Source organism: Paenarthrobacter sp. TYUT067 (assembly GCF_023656375.1).
Classification (GTDB): domain Bacteria; phylum Actinomycetota; class Actinomycetes; order Actinomycetales; family Micrococcaceae; genus Arthrobacter.
On the sequence record NZ_JAMOIT010000024.1, the window covers coordinates 19,994 to 35,049 of the forward strand.

The following is a 15,056-nucleotide window of genomic DNA, read 5'->3' on the forward strand; positions in this document are numbered from 1 at the left end:
CCTAGTGTCAGAGCATCGACGCAGCCACGCCGCGTCAACCCACGCACCGTCGCCCCGGGGGGAACCATGAATTTCGACTTCTCTGCGCTTGATACCGCCACGTACGTATTCATTGGAACACTGGTTTTCGCTGCAATTCTGGTGGCCTTCATTGCCGCCGCAGCACTGGCAACAATCATTCTTATCGGAGCAATGGGCATCGCCTGGTACGCCATTAAGGCCGTTCTGGGTGGTCTGGTCCATGGCATTAACTTTGCGTGGGACCGGGTGGTTCACCACGCCGGACAAGTGGAAATTCCGGCCGAATTCCAGCCGCAGGTTTCCCCTAGCACAGGTAGCTACTCGCGGGTAGCATTGAGGGACAGCTGAAGGGTTCGCACCCACGGCGGACCCTGGCTCCATCCGGCACCACCGGCTAGAGGAGTTATCCCATGACGTCCGCCACTGACAACAGTCTCGCCGCCGCAAGCGTCAACGCCACCGCAGAAGAAGCCCGCGCCGTCGCCGAAGCCGCGCGCGAAACAGAATGGAACCGTCCCAGCTTCGCCAAGGGCCTGTACCTGGGCAGCTTCGACCTGAGCCTGATACACCCCTGGCCGCAAGCAAAAACAGAAGACGTCCAGCGGGGCGAAGAATTCATGGCCCGCTTGGTGCCCTTCGCCAAAACAATGTCCGGCCGCACAATCGAGCGGGACGCAAAAATTCCCGACGAATACCTGAAAGGGCTCGCGGACTTAGGCGTTTTCGGCATGAAAGTCCCGCGCGAATATGGCGGCCTGGGCCTGTCCTTGGTCTACTACGGCCGCGCCCTTGCCCTGCTGGGATCGGTCCATCCGAGCCTGGGCGCACTGATTTCAGCCCACCAATCCATCGGAGTTCCGGAACCGGTGAAGGAGTTCGGCACGCCCGAGCAGAAGCAGGAATACCTGCCGCGTTGCGCCGCCGGCGCCATTACCGCGTTCCTCCTCACAGAGCCCGACGTCGGCAGCGACCCCGCGCGCATGGGCGCCACTGCCGTACTGTCCGACGACGGCGACTCTTACCTTTTGGACGGCGTGAAACTGTGGACCACCAACGGCGTGATCGCCGAACTGGTGGTGGTCATGGCAAGGGTTCCAGCCCATACCGACGCTGACGGGACGGAACACAAGGGCGGGATCTCCGCCTTTGTGGTGGAAATGGACTCCCCCGGCATCACCGTGGAAAACCGCAACACGTTCATGGGCCTGCGCGGAATAGAGAATGGTGTGACCCGCTTCCACCAAGTCCGCGTCCCTGCAGCCAACCGGCTGGGGCGTGAAGGCCAAGGACTCAAAATCGCCCTCACCACCCTCAACACGGGGCGGCTCTCCATCCCGGGTCTGTGCGTGGCCGCCGGAAAGTGGAGCCTGAAGATCTCCCGCGAATGGTCCAACGCGAGGACGCAGTGGGGCCGTCCGGTGGGCAAACACGAAGCCGTGGGCAAGAAGATCGCGTTCATCGCCGCCACCACCTTCGCGCTGGAGGCTGTGTTCGAGCTTTCCGCTGAGATGGCCGACGCGGGCCAGAAGGACGTTCGCATCGAGGCCGCGCTGGCCAAGCTGTGGTCCACGGAACTGAGCTGCCGGATTGCCGACGAACTCGTTCAGATCCGCGGTGGACGCGGCTTCGAAACGGCCGACTCCCTGGAAGCCCGCGGCGAACGGGCAGTCCCAGCCGAGCAACTCCTCCGGGACCTCCGCATCAACCGGATCTTCGAGGGCTCCAGCGAGATCATGAAACTCCTCATCGCCCGGGAAGCCGTGGATGCCCACCTTGCCGCCGCGGGAGACCTCGCCTCAGCGGACGCGAGCCTGCAGGATAAGGCGAGGGCCGCCGTCGGGGCTTCCGGCTTTTACGCTAAGTGGCTCCCGAAACTGGTGGCTGGCGCCGGAATGGATCCGCGGTCCTATGCGGAATTTGGACGCCTTGGCAAGCAGCTGCGCTTTGTGGAGAGGTCCTCGCGGCGGCTGGCCCGCCAGACGTTCTACGGCATGGGGCGTTGGCAGGCGAAGCTTGAGCACAAGCAGGCGTTCCTGGGCAGGATCGTGGACATCGGCGCTGAGCTGTTCGCCATGGCTGCGTGCTGTTCGCGGGCGGAGATGCTGCTCCGGACCCATCCTGAACAGGGCGCTACCGCTTTTGAGCTGGCCGAGGCGTACTGCGAGCAGGCGCGCGTCCGCGTGGACGAATACTTCGATCAGCTGTGGAGGAATACTGACGACGGCGATCACGACCTTTCGCGGAAGGTCCTGGCCGGTGACTACGCCTGGTTGGAGGCCGGCGTCCTGGATCAGTCCGAAGGCACCGGGCCCTGGATCGGCGATGCCTCCCCTGGCGCTTCAACCAAGGAGAACCTGCACCGGAACTACCGGTAGGGCGTTCCCGCCGCGTTCCTTCCCAGTTAGTGCGGGGGACACCGTGACTTTGGCGGGCCAGGCCGCGGAACCACCGTGATCGGCGCACGGCAATATCGAGGCAACTGGGAAGGAACGCGACTAGCGCACGTCCCCATCCACATAGAACCAACGCTTGTCCTCCCGGACGAAGCGGCTTAGCTCGCGCTGGACCCCGCGTTCGCCGTCGAGCCTGTAGTGCGCAGCGAACTCCACTGTTCCCGTCGTGTCCAGGGGGCCACCGCCCGTGGCCGAGACAATGTCCAGCCTGCGCCATTCCATGTCCGGATCAAGGTCCATCGACGCGGGGCGGGTGGACAAGTGCCAGGTGCGCAGGAGGTAGCCGGGATCCAGGATGACGAACGCCGAATAGCGGGACCGCATGAGTTGCTCAGCCGTTGGCGCATCCGCCGCGCTGCGATGAAAGCGCCCACAACATTCCTCGTATTGTTCGCCGGAGAGGCACGGGCAGGCACCGTTGCGGAGACGGGTTGAATCAGGGGTCATGGAGCGCCAATCTGAGACCAAAAATGAGAGCTGGGCAACATATTTTCCCACGCCTTATAACAGCTTCGAAACAACCCCGCCAGAGGGTGGGGCGGGGCGTGATTCCGTCGGTGCTGGACCTTAGGCTATATATGCAAGCTGGGTGGGCATTGGGCGCATCACAAAACGACGGCCAGGGGAGGCTAACGTGGAGGATCCGACAACACTCGCCATCAACCTGACGTATTTGGGGACACTCGGACTGGCGGTCCTGATGTTCCTGGGTCTGATGTTGATCGTCATCATCACCCTGGTGATCGCCGGAATCGGACGGCTACTGTCCATCATCCTTTTGGCCATGGTGGGGATCTTTCCCAAGAAGGCCAACACTCCCATAGTTCACCTCCCCCAGCACCCTGAACGCGTACCTGATCCCGCTGAGGCACACCACCATTTGGTGCCTCCCGCTGCGCCGGAGCCCGCTTTCGCGTCGGCCGGGGTTGGAGCTGCTTCCGCGCCCGGAGCCGGGGCCCCACCTGCAGCGCCCAAGCGAGACCTCCTGGGCGGTGCCCGACGACGCCTCTCGGGTGCGTCTTCTGCGCTCAAGGAAGGCGCGTGGAAGGCAAAAGTAGACCCCCGCAACCTGCCCAAACCGGCTGAGGTTAAATCAGTGGTGGAACACCAGACCGCCCACCACCCGATTGTCGTCGCAGCCGCCAAGGAACCACCTGTCCTCGCGAAGGACTGGGCAGACGCAGTGGCAGAAGCAGACGAGCGGGCCGCCGCACGCGCCAAAGCGCAACAGCCACCGGCCATCAAGGTCACCGTCCGCGACCTTGACGAGCCGACGCCGTCGTCCAACGGCAAAACCCCGCCTCCCAAGCGTCCCGACTTTCCACCCAAGAAGCCGGAGCAGGGTCCCGCACAGAGCCGCGACACCAAGAGCCCGGCCTCAGGCAATGGGGCAAAGAAGCCGGGCCCGGACACTTCCAAGAATGGAAAGTCTCCGAGCCCGATCCGAAAAGGTTCGCTCAGCGGCGCCAGCCGCAACTCCTAGATGCCTAGGCTGCCAACTGCCTAAACGCAGCACCGTGGTAGATCAATGGTTTGGATTCGAGATTGATGGTGGTGGCCTTGACCTCCAGAACGACGATCGCGTGATCCCCCGCGGGCGTCTCAGACACAATTTCGCATTCGAAACCCAGCACCGCGCCGTCGATCAGAACTGCACCTGAGTCGCTCACGCTGGTGTCCAATCCGGCAAAACGGTCGCGCGTCTTGGAAGCCAGCTGGAGGGCGGCCGCTTCCTGGCCCTCGGCGAGCACCGAAACGCCAAGCCGCTGCGCTTGACGGAGCTTCGGCCAAGTGGTGGAGGAGTTCTGCACGGCGAACATCACCAATGGCGGCTCCAGCGATACACCCACCGTGAAGGACGATGCAACCAAGGCTTCCGGCGTGAAGTCCACCATGGCGCTGAACGCCGCAACTCCGGACGGGAACTGCGCGAATGCTGCCTTGATGGCCGCCGTTTCTTCCACTGTGGTCTGTGTCATTCCGGTGTCCCCTATCGTGCGATGCCTGAGTTCCCTTCCCATGATTCACCTGCTTCCGGTAACGGCAATATTTGTTGATTCGAAAGACATTTGTGTTGCCGCGTGTCAAGAAATGTCGCGAAGTAAGGCCTCCTCCATTACCTCGCAAGAAGAAAAACGAAGAACTTCTACCATTTGCGTTTATGCCTCCGGTAGCCGTGTGTAGCCTCGATTGAACATCCGCACCGTTCCACCACAGGAAGCCGACATGAGCCTCAACGAGCTACGAACGCTTGGACGCACTGGCGCCCTGATCAGCCCCCTCACGCTGGGCACCCTGAATTTCGGCACCGGCGCCGCACCCACGGGTCCGGCCGAGAGCATCCGCATCATCAAGGCCGCCCTCGACGCCGGTATCACCAGCGTTGACACCGCCGACATCTACTCACAGGGCGAGGCCGAGACCGTGGTTGGCCAGGCCATCCACAGCCGGCGCGACGACGTTTTCCTGGCCACGAAGTTCCACGGCCAGATGGGCTCCAACCCAGCGCATGCCGGCAACTCACGCCGGTGGATCGTCCGGGCTGTTGAGGACAGCTTGCGGCGGCTGAACACGGACAGGATCGACCTCTACCAAGCGCACCGTCCGGACTACAACACCGATCTCCTTGAGACCATCACTGCCCTCAACGACCTCATCCGCCAGGGCAAGATCCTCTATTACGGCACGTCCGTGTTCAGCCCCGCCCAACTTGTTGAGGCCCAGTGGATCGCGAATACCAACCACCTGACCCCGCCCGTGGTGGACCAGGTTCCTTACTCCCTTCTGGTGCGCGCTAATGAACGGGACGTTTTCCCCATCACCCAGCAGTACGGCGTCGGGGTTTTGAGTTACGGACCGCTCGACGGCGGGTGGCTGGCTGGCGGTTACCGCGTTGGCGGGGGCCAGCCGGAGAGTTCACGCTTCTCCGCCCTTCCCGGCAGATTCGACGTGAACGCACCGTTCAACCAAGGCAAGCTGCACGCCGCCGACGCTTTGGCGCAGCTCGCAGCCCGCCACGGCCTGACCCTCATCCAGCTTGCCGTTGCATTCGCCATGAACCACCCTGCCGTGACCAGCGTGATTATCGGCCCCCGCACCGAAGAGCACCTGACCGACTACTTGAAAGCAGCAGACGTGGTGCTGAGCGAGTCCGTCCTGGACGAGATCGACGACATCGTGGCCCCGGCCGTGAACTTCCTGGAGCGGGACGCCGGCACTGTTGCGCCCCACCTTGAGTACCCGGAACTACGACGCCGGTAGCCCCCTTCCGTTGTGAGGCCCGCTTTGCACGCTCCCGGCACGCGTTAACGCGCAAAGCAGGCCTCACAACAGGCTATTGACGTGGGTTCGGCCGCGGCGTGATCCTTGACCTAAGTGCTGCGGCACTCCGCAGCGTTTAGCTTCCAGTAGAACGCCGCCGTCCCATGTCCAAACACCATGTCAAACAAAGAGCATCGAAAGCCGCCAACCCCGGGCAGCCAACCGAAGGCCCCCTGACCCACGAAGAACTTCAGCTCTCCGGGCGGAACCACTCCATGCCCCTCGAGGCCCTGCACGACGACATCACGCCGGCCGGGCTGCATTACCTGCTGATTCACTTCGACATCCCCCATGTTTCCGCTGAGACATGGCGGCTTCGGCTGGGTGGCGCCGTTGACCGGAGCCTCGAGCTGAGTCTCGAGGACATCAAAGCCCGGCCCGCCGTCACCATGCCCGTCACCCTTGAATGCGCAGGAAACGGACGGTCGCTTCTGCAGCCACGTCCCGTCAGCCAACCCTGGGTTCTCGGCGCGGTGGGCACGGCAGAGTGGACCGGAACCCCGTTGGCACCCTTGCTGGAGGAAGCAGGCCTGGCGAGTGACGCCGTCGAACTTGTCTTTACCGGTGCCGACAACGGCATACAAGGGGGCGTCGAAGAGCCTTACGCGCGCAGCCTCTCGGTGGCGGAAGCCATGCATCCCGAAGTCATGCTGGTCTACGCCATGAACGGCAACCCGCTGCCCATTCAGCACGGCTTTCCGCTCAGGTTGCTGGTGCCGGGTTGGTACGGCATGGCCAGTGTGAAGTGGTTGACGTCGATCGAAGCTGTGACGTCGCGGTTCATGGGTTTCCAGCAGGCGGTCGCGTACCACTACCTCCAAGGTCCAGACGGGCCCGGCATACCCGTGTCCCACATTCGCGTCCGCTCCCTGATGGTGCCGCCGGGAATCCCGGACTTCTACACGCGGCGACGCGTCGTGGACGCCGGTCCCGTGATGCTCCACGGGCGTGCCTGGTCCGGGCACGGTGAGGTGGATCGCGTGGAGGTGGGGATCGACGGCGAGTGGATGCCCGCGCATGTGGATCCGCCGCTGGGTGATTTCGCGTGGCGGCGGTGGTCCATGGTGTGGGTCGCGAGCCCCGGGGACCATGTTCTGCGGTGCCGGGCCATGGATTCGTCGGGCGCGCTCCAGCCCACTGAACAGGTGTGGAACTACCAGGGCATCGGGAACAACATGGCGCAGGTGGTTGAGGTGACGGTGCGGTAGTTGGCTCTCGGCGGGCTGCCAGCGGCGGTTTCCGACGGCGGGATCCCGACCAGATGGTCAGACGCGCCACTCAGAACCTCCCGATTATCCGATAGCCGAGCTGCCTTGTCCGCATGCTGTACCGCAGGGCAAGAAGAAGCGACGCCACGGCTGCGGAGGCAACGGCGACCATCGCCGATTCCCACATCAGGATCCCGATGATGGCAATCGGGATGGTTACCAGATACGTAACCACGGTTGATGGTAGGGAGAGCCACGATGCCCGCTGTTCCACCGTCAAGATCTCCCCGCACAAATTCTCCACGACATAGGCAGGCACTGCGAGGAGATAGGCAGCAGTCAGCATCCACACCAATCCAACGTCAATCTCATCGCCGCCAAAGACCCTGGCAAAGACGGGAACGGCCGCTGCCACACCGGCCGCCGCGATGAAACTGGGCCAGACAACATACTTACCCGAACGTTGCACCACAGCGTGGGCGTCCGGCTGGCTTCGGCCCCGGGAGTACCCAACAAAAACGCCAACAGCGCTGAGGGTCGCTTGCGGAACCCGGCAGTAGAGGGTCCAGATCCTCGTGGCCACCGCTGCCGCAGCAACGGTGGCCACGTCCAAACGGCTGATGAGCATGAAGGGCACCACGGCAGCGGCGTAGTTGTTCATTTGCCGCAACCCGACTCCAAGGCTTGTTACAAACATCTCGCGGGTCAGCAGGATGATCCGGGGTTGATCAGCCGCGGCTCCGCTTTCCCCGTGACCTCGGGAGAAATGCCGTGCGAGGACAACAACCCCGCAGGCAGCAGTGAAAACCTGAGCGATCACCGTAGCAATGGCTACAGCAATCACCGGGTTGGCTGCCAGCACATTCAGCGGACCGTAAACCAAGGCGGCATTGAACGCCGCATTCAACACGAACACGGTGGCAATGAGGACAATGGAAGCGCGTTGTCTCCCCACGATGCGGAGGGTGACCGAGACGGCGGCCAGAGCCAACGTGAAGGGAATGCCCATCATGCGTACGGTCAAGTAATCGGTGGCTATGGCAGCCACAGCAGGCTCGGAGCCTACAACGGCAAAGATCAGGGGAACAACCCGGGTGACCACCATCCCGGCTGCAGTCCAGACGGCAGCAACGATCAACAGCGCGGCAAATAATTTGGGCAATAACCTGCTGGCATCATTCCGCCCTTCGGCGCGAGCCAATTTCACAGCAAAAACATCGATGATTCCCGCGAAGAAGGCCATGAAGAGCGCCGTCACGAGATCGCCCAAACCTATGCCGGCCACCATGAGGGCACCGAAAGGGGCCACGAAGGCCAGGTCAATAGCTCCATTTCCGGCGCTCAGGAGATCGACTGCAAACATGGTCCCGGCCAGGGAGGCAAACGTCCGAGGAGATAGGACAGTGTGGGTAGCAGCGCTCGACGCCGCCGGGTCCTCCGTTGAACCGATTCGTTGTGACATCACGCTATTCCCGCGCGAGCAGGTCCTTTGCAGATTGAACTCGGGCACTGGGTCTCATCATTACGAATCACAAGCTAACACACATTATTCGCCCATTGACGATTCCCGAGGGTTTCCTAAATTTACTTTGATCGGAGTTCTTAGTGCATTGGAAATTGCGCCAGAATGACGCTTCGTGGGATTACGGCAGGAATACAGGAAATGCAGAATTGCTGCAAGTCACATTCATTGGGTCCGTTCCACACCGGCTCGCTCGGGCCCCTTTGACGCCTCGAAACTGGGTCTGCCGTGCACACACCCCGGTTATCGGCGACAATTCAATGATGAGCATCCCGTCCTCGTCCCCGGCCAACGTCCGAGTCGATGCTTGGCTGTGGGCGATCCGCGCCTATAAGACCCGTTCCGCTGCCACGGCTGCCTGCCGCGCAGGGCACATCCGGATCAACGGGAACCCGGTCAAGGCGTCGCAGAGCGTGATCATTGGAGACACCATCCGGGTCCGGGAGTCAGGCTGGGAACGCATCCTTGAGGTACGGCGACTTATCGCCAAACGCGTCGGAGCCGAAGCCGCTTCCCACTGCTTCACGGACCATACTCCCCCGCGTCCCGTAGCCCCTAAGCTAGGCCTACCCCAGCGTGACCGCGGAACCGGCCGGCCCACCAAGAAGGACCGACGGGACATGGAGAAGCTGCGGGGCTAGGCGGGCCCTCGCGGACGTTATCCACAGGCTGCGTTTTCTGACATGAATGGATGCCCGTCCCCGGCCTAGACTGACCGGCACACCGCCAAACAGCTGCTGGGGAGCCTGTCATGTCACGCCTTTCGTTTGCCACTTTTCCTTTTGTTCACGTCCGAACGTGGGTCGCGGGACTCGCCGCTGTGGTGCTTTTGAGCGGTTGCCAGGGCGGCTCCGCACCAGGCGCGTCACCCTCAGAGAGCATCTCGACGACGGCGTCGCCCAGCTTGAGCGTTTCGGCTCCGGCGGCTTCGGCTACTGCGACGGCCTCCCCCGTATACAAGCCTGCAGACGCCCACGGAAAGGCGCAGAACGTGCCCGTTCCCGTGATGCCAGAGCTGGCGAAGGAGAACTCGAAGGCCGGGCTGGAAGCGTTCATTGGGTACTGGTTCCAGTTGCTTAGCTACGCGTACGAAACCGGCGACACAGCCAAGGCAAAAGAGTTGTCCAATGAAAGTTGCGTGCTTTGCACAGACCTCCTGTCCAACGTCGCAACAAACTACACGGAGGGCCGGTGGCTGGTCGGCGGAAAATATCAGACGCCTGTAATCGAAGTCCTTTGGGAGCCGTCGGCACCATCGCAACCTGCAAAGGTCCAAGTGCTGCAAGACCAGATCCTGTATATGAACCCGGATGGGTCTAATGGCAGGGAGCCGACGGCTGCAATAAATGATGCAGCGGCCTTCTTTGGCAAGTTCGCCAATGATTCTTGGTCTACAGCGGATCTCGGCGTGATTCGATGAGATCCATCTCTGCCCGTTTCGTGGCTGTCACCGTTCTACTTGTTTCGGCAACGCTTTCTTCGGCGCCTTCTTGGGCGGCGAACACACCAAGCCCGGGAACCGGCTTCACTGATCGCTCAATTGAGGTCGGCTCCAAGTTCATCATCGATCCAGTTACTGGCGTGCCATCCACAAACATGGGATCAGACGCCGCCGGGGAGGATCCATACCAATACAAGGCGGACTTCCGCTGCCGCGTTGGCGGTCCGGGCTCCCGCGAAATGGGCTGCCTAACTCTTGAATGCCCGCCTACTACATCCGGCGGCGAGAAGGGCTCGCCTGTTATTTGGTTGAAGGCTCCCAAGGGGATCACCAATCCGACCTTCACTGATTGGCAGCCAGTCGACGGCAAGCCCGCATGTTTGTATGACGCCGAGCCCGAAAATGTCATGGAAGATATCGCCGCCCGGATCCTTGCCGATTTCCGCCAACTACCCGTCAACCCCGGAAACCTCCAAGCCCAACCCTTCCCCCACACCCTCAAAGGCGGCCCCACCAACTTCTACACCACCACCAACGACCAAACCTTCGACCTCACCATCCTCGGCCAAACAGTCCACCTCACCGCCACACCCACCAACTACACCTACACCTTCGGCGACGGCACCACCCTCGGCCCCACACCAGCCGCCGGCTACTCCATCCCCGAAACCGAATGGCTCAACAACCAGACCCGCACCAGCCACATCTACACAGAAACCGGCAACTACCAAGCAGCAGTCACCACCAGCTTCACCGGAACCTACTCCGTCAACAACGGCCCACCACTACCCATCAACGGCACCCTGGACATCACCACACCCACCAAAACCATCCACGTCTGGAAAACAGAAAGAGCACTCGTCGCCGACACCTGCCAGGAAAACCCCAACTCCTGGGGCTGCCCCGGGGCAGTTTCCAAGTAAACGGACGACGCCGCGTACCACCCACGATTCAAAGTGGGTGGTTGCGGCCCAGGAATTCAGGGATCCTTCGCCTTAAGTGAAGAGAAGCATCAGTTCCTAAGAACTGATGCTTCTAGCCTGCCAAGCTCTAGGAGAACCAGGTACCTGGAGGACCCATGAACAGCAGGAAGCTAAAGACGGCCCCCACGGCGACGAGAGTAACAACTACGGCGAGAATCGGGTTCCGGAGAACCCAGGCCTGGGCTTTCTCAAATCCGCCTCGGGGTGCGTCGCCGCCAGCGGCCAAGCGCCAGCCGCCGTCGAGAAGGCCGCGACGATCCAGCGACTTCTCCGTTGGGATGGTGGCGTAGGGGATAACGGCTGAACCGATCGCGAGCAGACCCGTTCGGGTAGACCACTTTTGGTTGATCCACGTGAATGCCGCCGTCGCAGCGTAGCAAAGGAAAACGAAGCCGTGGATGCCTCCGGCAATGCTCACCCCAACCTCAGTGGTGCGCGTGACGTACTTAAGGAACAGCCCGATCAACAGCAACGTCCATGTCACGGCCTCGGCAAAAGCAACGGTACGGAACAAGGTGCGGGGCTGCATTGAAGTCCTCAGGTCGGAAACGGGAGACACGCGCTATTTTACCGGCTGTAGAACTGCCCCCACGTCACGGCATGGGCCTCGCAGCGTTACGGCAAAGGCAGCGCCTTCCGATTCCGGATCTGCGAGTCGCCCAACTCAATAGCCACGGGAGCTATCTCCACCTCCGGCTCGTGGCGTGAGCGGGCTTTGCCAACAGCGATGTGGGGCAACCACCGCGGCGACTTGTAACCAAGGGCGGGCGAGCTGAGGATGAAGTCGTCGATGTTGTCCAGGCCCAGGTCGTCGAAAAGTACGTGTAGCCCTTGCACCAAAAGTGCCTGATAGTCGTGCACTTCTTGAGGCACTTCGACTTCGAGCCCCATCAGACGGCCCCCGCCCAAAGGGATCAGTTTGTCCGACTTCCCCAGAAAGCCCTGCAATACCGGCAACTCCGTCAACCAACTGGCGATCTCCGGAAGCGTCTTCTCTGGAGCTGACAACCCTTTGGTCCAGGCAGCAATGTCGCGGCCCAGTTCATCCAGGATGCCAACATGGAGCAACGTCATATGCAGGCCCTGCGGTTTGCGGAGGGCCTCAACGAACCGGTTCAGCCCGTCGTAGTCCGACGCTCCTGCGCCCACCCGAAGGACAGGCACCTCAACTGTGATGCGAGGTCCATGCGGTTTGCCTGCAGCGGGATGATGACTGCCCGTCATGGTTGCCATTATGCGCCGTAAGGCCTGCGAGCGGGAGGCCGACGGCGGATCTCAAGTTCCGCCGTCGTGGTGCTGTTGGCGGGTGGCAGGGTTTCACTTCTTGGGGCGAGCCTGAACCAGGTTGGCGAACGGCAGGCGCCCATGAGCGGCCACGAAGCCTGCGTGGAAGGCGGCCTCGGCTGCATTGACCTCGGAAGCCGGGAGTTCCTTCCACGCGATGATCAGGTCCAAGGCGTCGCGGAGTTGCCAGATGAGCCGTGCGTCCCAAACGACGGTTGGCCGTCCACGGCCGTAGTCCAGAAACTCTTGGATCTGCTTGCGGAGCCCGCGATTACCTTGGCTCCCGGCGCTGGCTTTGCCGATGTAGAGCACAGAAGCGTCGGGCACCCATTCGGCTTCCAGTTCGTCACGCTTGAGATTGGGGTCTTTCTTCTTGAACGTGCCTGCAGTGCTCTTACCGAGGAATAAGGGCTCGAAGTCCGCGGGGCGGAGGATCACGAAAATGCCCGGGCCCTGCGGAATCCTCATAAGATCGAGTTCGTCGATCGGCCGGAAGCCGGTGAACCCGTTCTCGGTGAGGGACTTTTTGGTGAAGATCATGGTTCATTGTGTCAAGCCCACGTCATAACCTCTGCTGCCAGCCCGGCGTCCGTCAATTTGGACCAGGGCTTTTCAAGGAGGCAGAAGATGCACTGTCGCCATACGGCAACAAAAGCTAAAGTCGGCGTACGGCGACATCCTCCAAAGTTGCCGTACGGCGACAGGAGTGGAATTGCGTACGGTTCGAGAGGCTGGTCCGCTGGTGCGTGAGCTTCGCGACGAGCGTGGCTGGTCACAGAAGGAACTCGCCCGCCGGGCGAACGTGTCGCGAACCTTCGTGATCGATGTGGAGTCCGGCAAAGCCACCGTGGAGACATCGAAATTCATGGACGTCTTCCAAGCTCTGGGATTCGAAATTGCCATTCGCAACAGCGAGACGGGCAATGTCCGATGGTAAACGAACGCGCAGATAGAACGTATCCCACGTTGCCCCGAGGGGACGCCGGGGTCCACAAGAAAGTCCCCAAACCGTGAAGCGACTCTTTCAGCGTTGACACGCCCTTGTGACCCGTGCCATATTCAGAGCGTGAACCTGTCAGACAGCCGGACAGCCGGACAGCAAGGACCTCAGGGTGGGCATACGCCCATCTCACGCATCTCCGCAGCCGAGGCGGTCTTTGCGGCACTCCGCCGCGCCATTGAGGGCGGCCAGTTCGATATCGGCACCAAGCTGAGTTCCGAGGCAACGTTGGCAGGCCAGTACGGCGTGAGCCGCTCAGTCATCAGGGAAGCTTTGAGGTCCTGCAACACCTTGGGCCTCACGGTGACCAAGACCGGCAAGGGCACGTTCATTGTGGCCAACAAGGTTGCTAACGACCTTACCTTGGGTCAGTACAGTGCGCGGGATCTTAACGAAGCACGTCCTCACATCGAGATCCCGGCAGCGGGACTGGCGGCTCAAAGAAGGACCGAGGAAGAACTGGAACACCTCAAGGAAATCGTCCAGGAGATGCTCACCGAGAACGATCCCGAAGCGTGGGTGAACCTGGACGCCAGCTTCCATTCAGCCGTTGCCCGCGCCAGCGGGAACCGTGTGTTTGCCAGCGTCGTCTCGGACATTCGTGAAGCCCTGGCCCACCAGTCCGAAACCTTGAACCTCGTCGCAGACCGGCAACACCGCTCGGACGAGGAACACGTCGCAGTACTCAACGCAATCGAAGCCGGCGACTCCGAAGCCGCGAGCAACGCGATGGCCGCTCATCTGCAGGCCGTCAGCGTGGCACTGGACACGATCCTCAGCAAATGACACATCCGAAGGACACTATGCCCGCCCCTGCAGCACCGGCCCACCAGGCCGCGGCACTGAACATAAAGCCGCCCCACCACGTCCCGCTCGTAGAGGTAACACGTGACGGCTTGGTGGAGAGCATCCACTACGGCTCGTTGATCGCCCTCACAGCGGGCGGCAGCACCGCCGTCGAGGCTGGCGAGCCGGCCGCCCCCATGTACCCGCGTTCCAGCCTGAAGCCATTACAGGCTGTTGCCTTGCTCAAGGCCGGGTTGGACATCCCCCAGCACCTCTTGGCCCTTACGGCGGCCAGCCACTCCGGCGCGCAGATGCACCGCGACGGCGCCGTTGAGATCCTGAAGCTGCACGGCCTCACCGAGGCGGCCTTGGGTAACAGCCAGGACCTCCCCTTCGGTGTCCCTGAACGTGAAGAGTGGCTCCGCGCCGGCAACGGCCCCACCCAGCTCGCGCAGAACTGCTCCGGCAAGCACGCCTCCATGACCGCCGTCTGCGTCATCAACGGCTGGCCTGTGGAGGGCTACTTGCACCCCGGGCACCCCTTGCAGGTCCTGGTCCGCGACACCATCACAGAGCTCACTGGCGAAGAAGCCGCTGCGGTCAGCACGGACGGCTGTGGTACCCCGCTCTTCGCGCACTCGCTGCACGGCATGGCGCGCGCTTACGGCCGCCTCGCCGCTGCCGATGAAAGCACAGACGAGGGCAAGGTTGCCCACGCCATGCGCCGGTTCCCGGAGATGGTGGCTGGTGAGAGCCGTGACGTTACAGCCCTCATGCGGGCCGTTCCCGGCTTGCTCGCGAAGGATGGTTTTGAAGGCCTCCAGCTGGTTGGCCTCCCGGACGGCACCGGCGTCGCAGTGAAGATTTCCGACGGCGGCGATCGCGCCCGCATGCCCGTCACCGTCGAGGTTCTTCGCCGGTTGGGCGTCGACGGCGGCAGCCTGGACACGCTTCAAAGCCCCCCTGTGCTGGGCGGCGGCCTTCCGGTCGGCGAGCTCCGCGCAGCCCAAATTTTCAGCAACTAAACCAAGGACAGC

General features: G+C 62.1%; 17 protein-coding genes. 11 read left to right on the forward strand and 6 right to left on the reverse strand.

Annotated elements, in window-relative coordinates; genetic code table 11:
• The first annotated feature begins 66 nt into the window (after window positions 1–66).
• Together MOD31_RS18965 and MOD31_RS18970 are read left to right on the forward strand one after the other, a co-directional pair.
• The gene (locus MOD31_RS18965) at window positions 67–369 is read left to right on the forward strand and encodes a hypothetical protein (RefSeq protein ID WP_142937662.1); all 303 of its coding nucleotides are present in this window, start codon (window positions 67–69) and stop codon (window positions 367–369) included.
• A gap of 62 nt (window positions 370–431) precedes the next feature.
• Window positions 432–2,396, forward strand: a complete 1,965-nt coding sequence (locus MOD31_RS18970; RefSeq protein ID WP_223941118.1) for an acyl-CoA dehydrogenase family protein — start codon at window positions 432–434, stop codon at window positions 2,394–2,396.
• 120 nt (window positions 2,397–2,516) lie between these two features.
• Here the strand turns inward: MOD31_RS18970 and MOD31_RS18975 are convergent, their stop codons facing one another.
• A complete protein-coding gene (locus MOD31_RS18975) occupies window positions 2,517–2,921 on the reverse strand; it encodes a YchJ family protein (protein ID WP_223941119.1) in 405 nt (134 codons plus the stop codon).
• Between the two features lie 187 nt (window positions 2,922–3,108).
• Here MOD31_RS18975 and MOD31_RS18980 point away from each other — a divergent pair, with 187 nt between their 5' ends.
• On the forward strand, window positions 3,109–3,957 hold the full coding sequence (locus tag MOD31_RS18980; RefSeq protein ID WP_223941120.1) for a hypothetical protein: 849 nt from the start codon (window positions 3,109–3,111) through the stop codon (window positions 3,955–3,957).
• Between the two features lie 4 nt (window positions 3,958–3,961).
• On the opposite strand, the gene MOD31_RS18985 is transcribed toward MOD31_RS18980, so the two are convergent.
• Window positions 3,962–4,453, reverse strand: a complete 492-nt coding sequence (locus MOD31_RS18985) for a flavin reductase family protein (RefSeq protein ID WP_011776380.1) — start codon at window positions 4,451–4,453, stop codon at window positions 3,962–3,964.
• Between the two features lie 247 nt (window positions 4,454–4,700).
• Between MOD31_RS18985 and MOD31_RS18990 the strand changes: the two genes are divergently transcribed.
• Complete coding sequence (locus MOD31_RS18990) at window positions 4,701–5,735, forward strand: aldo/keto reductase (RefSeq protein WP_166842440.1); 1,035 nt, start codon at window positions 4,701–4,703, stop codon at window positions 5,733–5,735.
• A 164-nt stretch (window positions 5,736–5,899) separates the two neighbouring features.
• Window positions 5,900–7,003 carry a sulfite oxidase gene (locus MOD31_RS18995; RefSeq protein WP_250821395.1) on the forward strand — a complete coding sequence of 368 codons (1,104 nt, stop codon included), beginning with the start codon at window positions 5,900–5,902 and terminating at the stop codon, window positions 7,001–7,003.
• 70 nt (window positions 7,004–7,073) lie between these two features.
• Here MOD31_RS18995 and MOD31_RS19000 read toward each other — a convergent pair whose 3' ends face one another.
• Entirely contained in the window at window positions 7,074–8,465 is a 1,392-nt protein-coding gene (locus MOD31_RS19000; RefSeq protein ID WP_223941123.1) for an MATE family efflux transporter, read from the reverse strand.
• A 320-nt stretch (window positions 8,466–8,785) separates the two neighbouring features.
• On the opposite strand from MOD31_RS19000, the gene MOD31_RS19005 reads away from it, so the two are divergent.
• The 3 genes from MOD31_RS19005 to MOD31_RS19015 all read left to right on the forward strand — a co-directional run bounded on the left by MOD31_RS19005 (window position 8,786) and on the right by MOD31_RS19015 (window position 10,889).
• Entirely contained in the window at window positions 8,786–9,166 is a 381-nt protein-coding gene (locus tag MOD31_RS19005; RefSeq protein ID WP_250821396.1) for an RNA-binding S4 domain-containing protein, read from the forward strand.
• Between the two features lie 110 nt (window positions 9,167–9,276).
• The gene (locus MOD31_RS19010; protein WP_250821397.1) at window positions 9,277–9,945 is read left to right on the forward strand and encodes a DUF6318 family protein; all 669 of its coding nucleotides are present in this window, start codon (window positions 9,277–9,279) and stop codon (window positions 9,943–9,945) included.
• Between the two features lie 161 nt (window positions 9,946–10,106).
• A complete protein-coding gene (locus tag MOD31_RS19015) occupies window positions 10,107–10,889 on the forward strand; it encodes a PKD domain-containing protein (RefSeq protein ID WP_223941125.1) in 783 nt (260 codons plus the stop codon).
• 127 nt (window positions 10,890–11,016) lie between these two features.
• On the opposite strand, the gene MOD31_RS19020 is transcribed toward MOD31_RS19015, so the two are convergent.
• From MOD31_RS19020 to MOD31_RS19030, 3 genes are all read right to left on the reverse strand, one after another.
• A complete protein-coding gene (locus MOD31_RS19020) occupies window positions 11,017–11,478 on the reverse strand; it encodes a DUF3817 domain-containing protein (protein ID WP_250821398.1) in 462 nt (153 codons plus the stop codon).
• 86 nt (window positions 11,479–11,564) lie between these two features.
• Window positions 11,565–12,173, reverse strand: coding sequence for a hypothetical protein (locus MOD31_RS19025; RefSeq protein ID WP_223941127.1), 609 nt, complete (start codon window positions 12,171–12,173; stop codon window positions 11,565–11,567).
• A 93-nt stretch (window positions 12,174–12,266) separates the two neighbouring features.
• Window positions 12,267–12,773, reverse strand: coding sequence for a hypothetical protein (locus MOD31_RS19030; protein ID WP_142937652.1), 507 nt, complete (start codon window positions 12,771–12,773; stop codon window positions 12,267–12,269).
• A gap of 172 nt (window positions 12,774–12,945) precedes the next feature.
• On the opposite strand from MOD31_RS19030, the gene MOD31_RS19035 reads away from it, so the two are divergent.
• The 3 genes from MOD31_RS19035 (at window position 12,946) to MOD31_RS19045 (ending at window position 15,044) form a co-directional block, all read left to right on the forward strand.
• Entirely contained in the window at window positions 12,946–13,170 is a 225-nt protein-coding gene (locus MOD31_RS19035) for a helix-turn-helix domain-containing protein (protein WP_223941128.1), read from the forward strand.
• A gap of 129 nt (window positions 13,171–13,299) precedes the next feature.
• Entirely contained in the window at window positions 13,300–14,019 is a 720-nt protein-coding gene (locus tag MOD31_RS19040; RefSeq protein WP_142937651.1) for a FadR/GntR family transcriptional regulator, read from the forward strand.
• Entirely contained in the window at window positions 14,016–15,044 is a 1,029-nt protein-coding gene (locus tag MOD31_RS19045; RefSeq protein ID WP_374207001.1) for an asparaginase, read from the forward strand. The genes MOD31_RS19040 and MOD31_RS19045 overlap by 4 nt, the downstream gene beginning before the upstream one ends.
• The last annotated feature ends 12 nt before the right edge of the window (window positions 15,045–15,056 follow it).

What these genes read in the sequence shown, in the direction of transcription:
- MOD31_RS18970 (WP_223941118.1), top strand. Translation starts at nt 432, where the DNA reads ATGACGTCCGCCACTGACAACAGTCTCGCCGCCGCAAGCGTCAACGCC.
- MOD31_RS19030 (WP_142937652.1), bottom strand. Translation starts at nt 12,773, where the DNA reads ATGATCTTCACCAAAAAGTCCCTCACCGAGAACGGGTTCACCGGCTTC.
- MOD31_RS19020 (WP_250821398.1), bottom strand. Translation starts at nt 11,478, where the DNA reads ATGCAGCCCCGCACCTTGTTCCGTACCGTTGCTTTTGCCGAGGCCGTG.
- MOD31_RS19005 (WP_250821396.1), top strand. Translation starts at nt 8,786, where the DNA reads ATGATGAGCATCCCGTCCTCGTCCCCGGCCAACGTCCGAGTCGATGCT.
- MOD31_RS19000 (WP_223941123.1), bottom strand. Translation starts at nt 8,465, where the DNA reads ATGTCACAACGAATCGGTTCAACGGAGGACCCGGCGGCGTCGAGCGCT.
- MOD31_RS19025 (WP_223941127.1), bottom strand. Translation starts at nt 12,173, where the DNA reads ATGACGGGCAGTCATCATCCCGCTGCAGGCAAACCGCATGGACCTCGC.
- MOD31_RS18990 (WP_166842440.1), top strand. Translation starts at nt 4,701, where the DNA reads ATGAGCCTCAACGAGCTACGAACGCTTGGACGCACTGGCGCCCTGATC.
- MOD31_RS19010 (WP_250821397.1), top strand. Translation starts at nt 9,277, where the DNA reads ATGTCACGCCTTTCGTTTGCCACTTTTCCTTTTGTTCACGTCCGAACG.
- MOD31_RS18965 (WP_142937662.1), top strand. Translation starts at nt 67, where the DNA reads ATGAATTTCGACTTCTCTGCGCTTGATACCGCCACGTACGTATTCATT.
- MOD31_RS19045 (WP_374207001.1), top strand. Translation starts at nt 14,016, where the DNA reads ATGACACATCCGAAGGACACTATGCCCGCCCCTGCAGCACCGGCCCAC.
- MOD31_RS18995 (WP_250821395.1), top strand. Translation starts at nt 5,900, where the DNA reads ATGTCCAAACACCATGTCAAACAAAGAGCATCGAAAGCCGCCAACCCC.
- MOD31_RS18975 (WP_223941119.1), bottom strand. Translation starts at nt 2,921, where the DNA reads ATGACCCCTGATTCAACCCGTCTCCGCAACGGTGCCTGCCCGTGCCTC.
- MOD31_RS18985 (WP_011776380.1), bottom strand. Translation starts at nt 4,453, where the DNA reads ATGACACAGACCACAGTGGAAGAAACGGCGGCCATCAAGGCAGCATTC.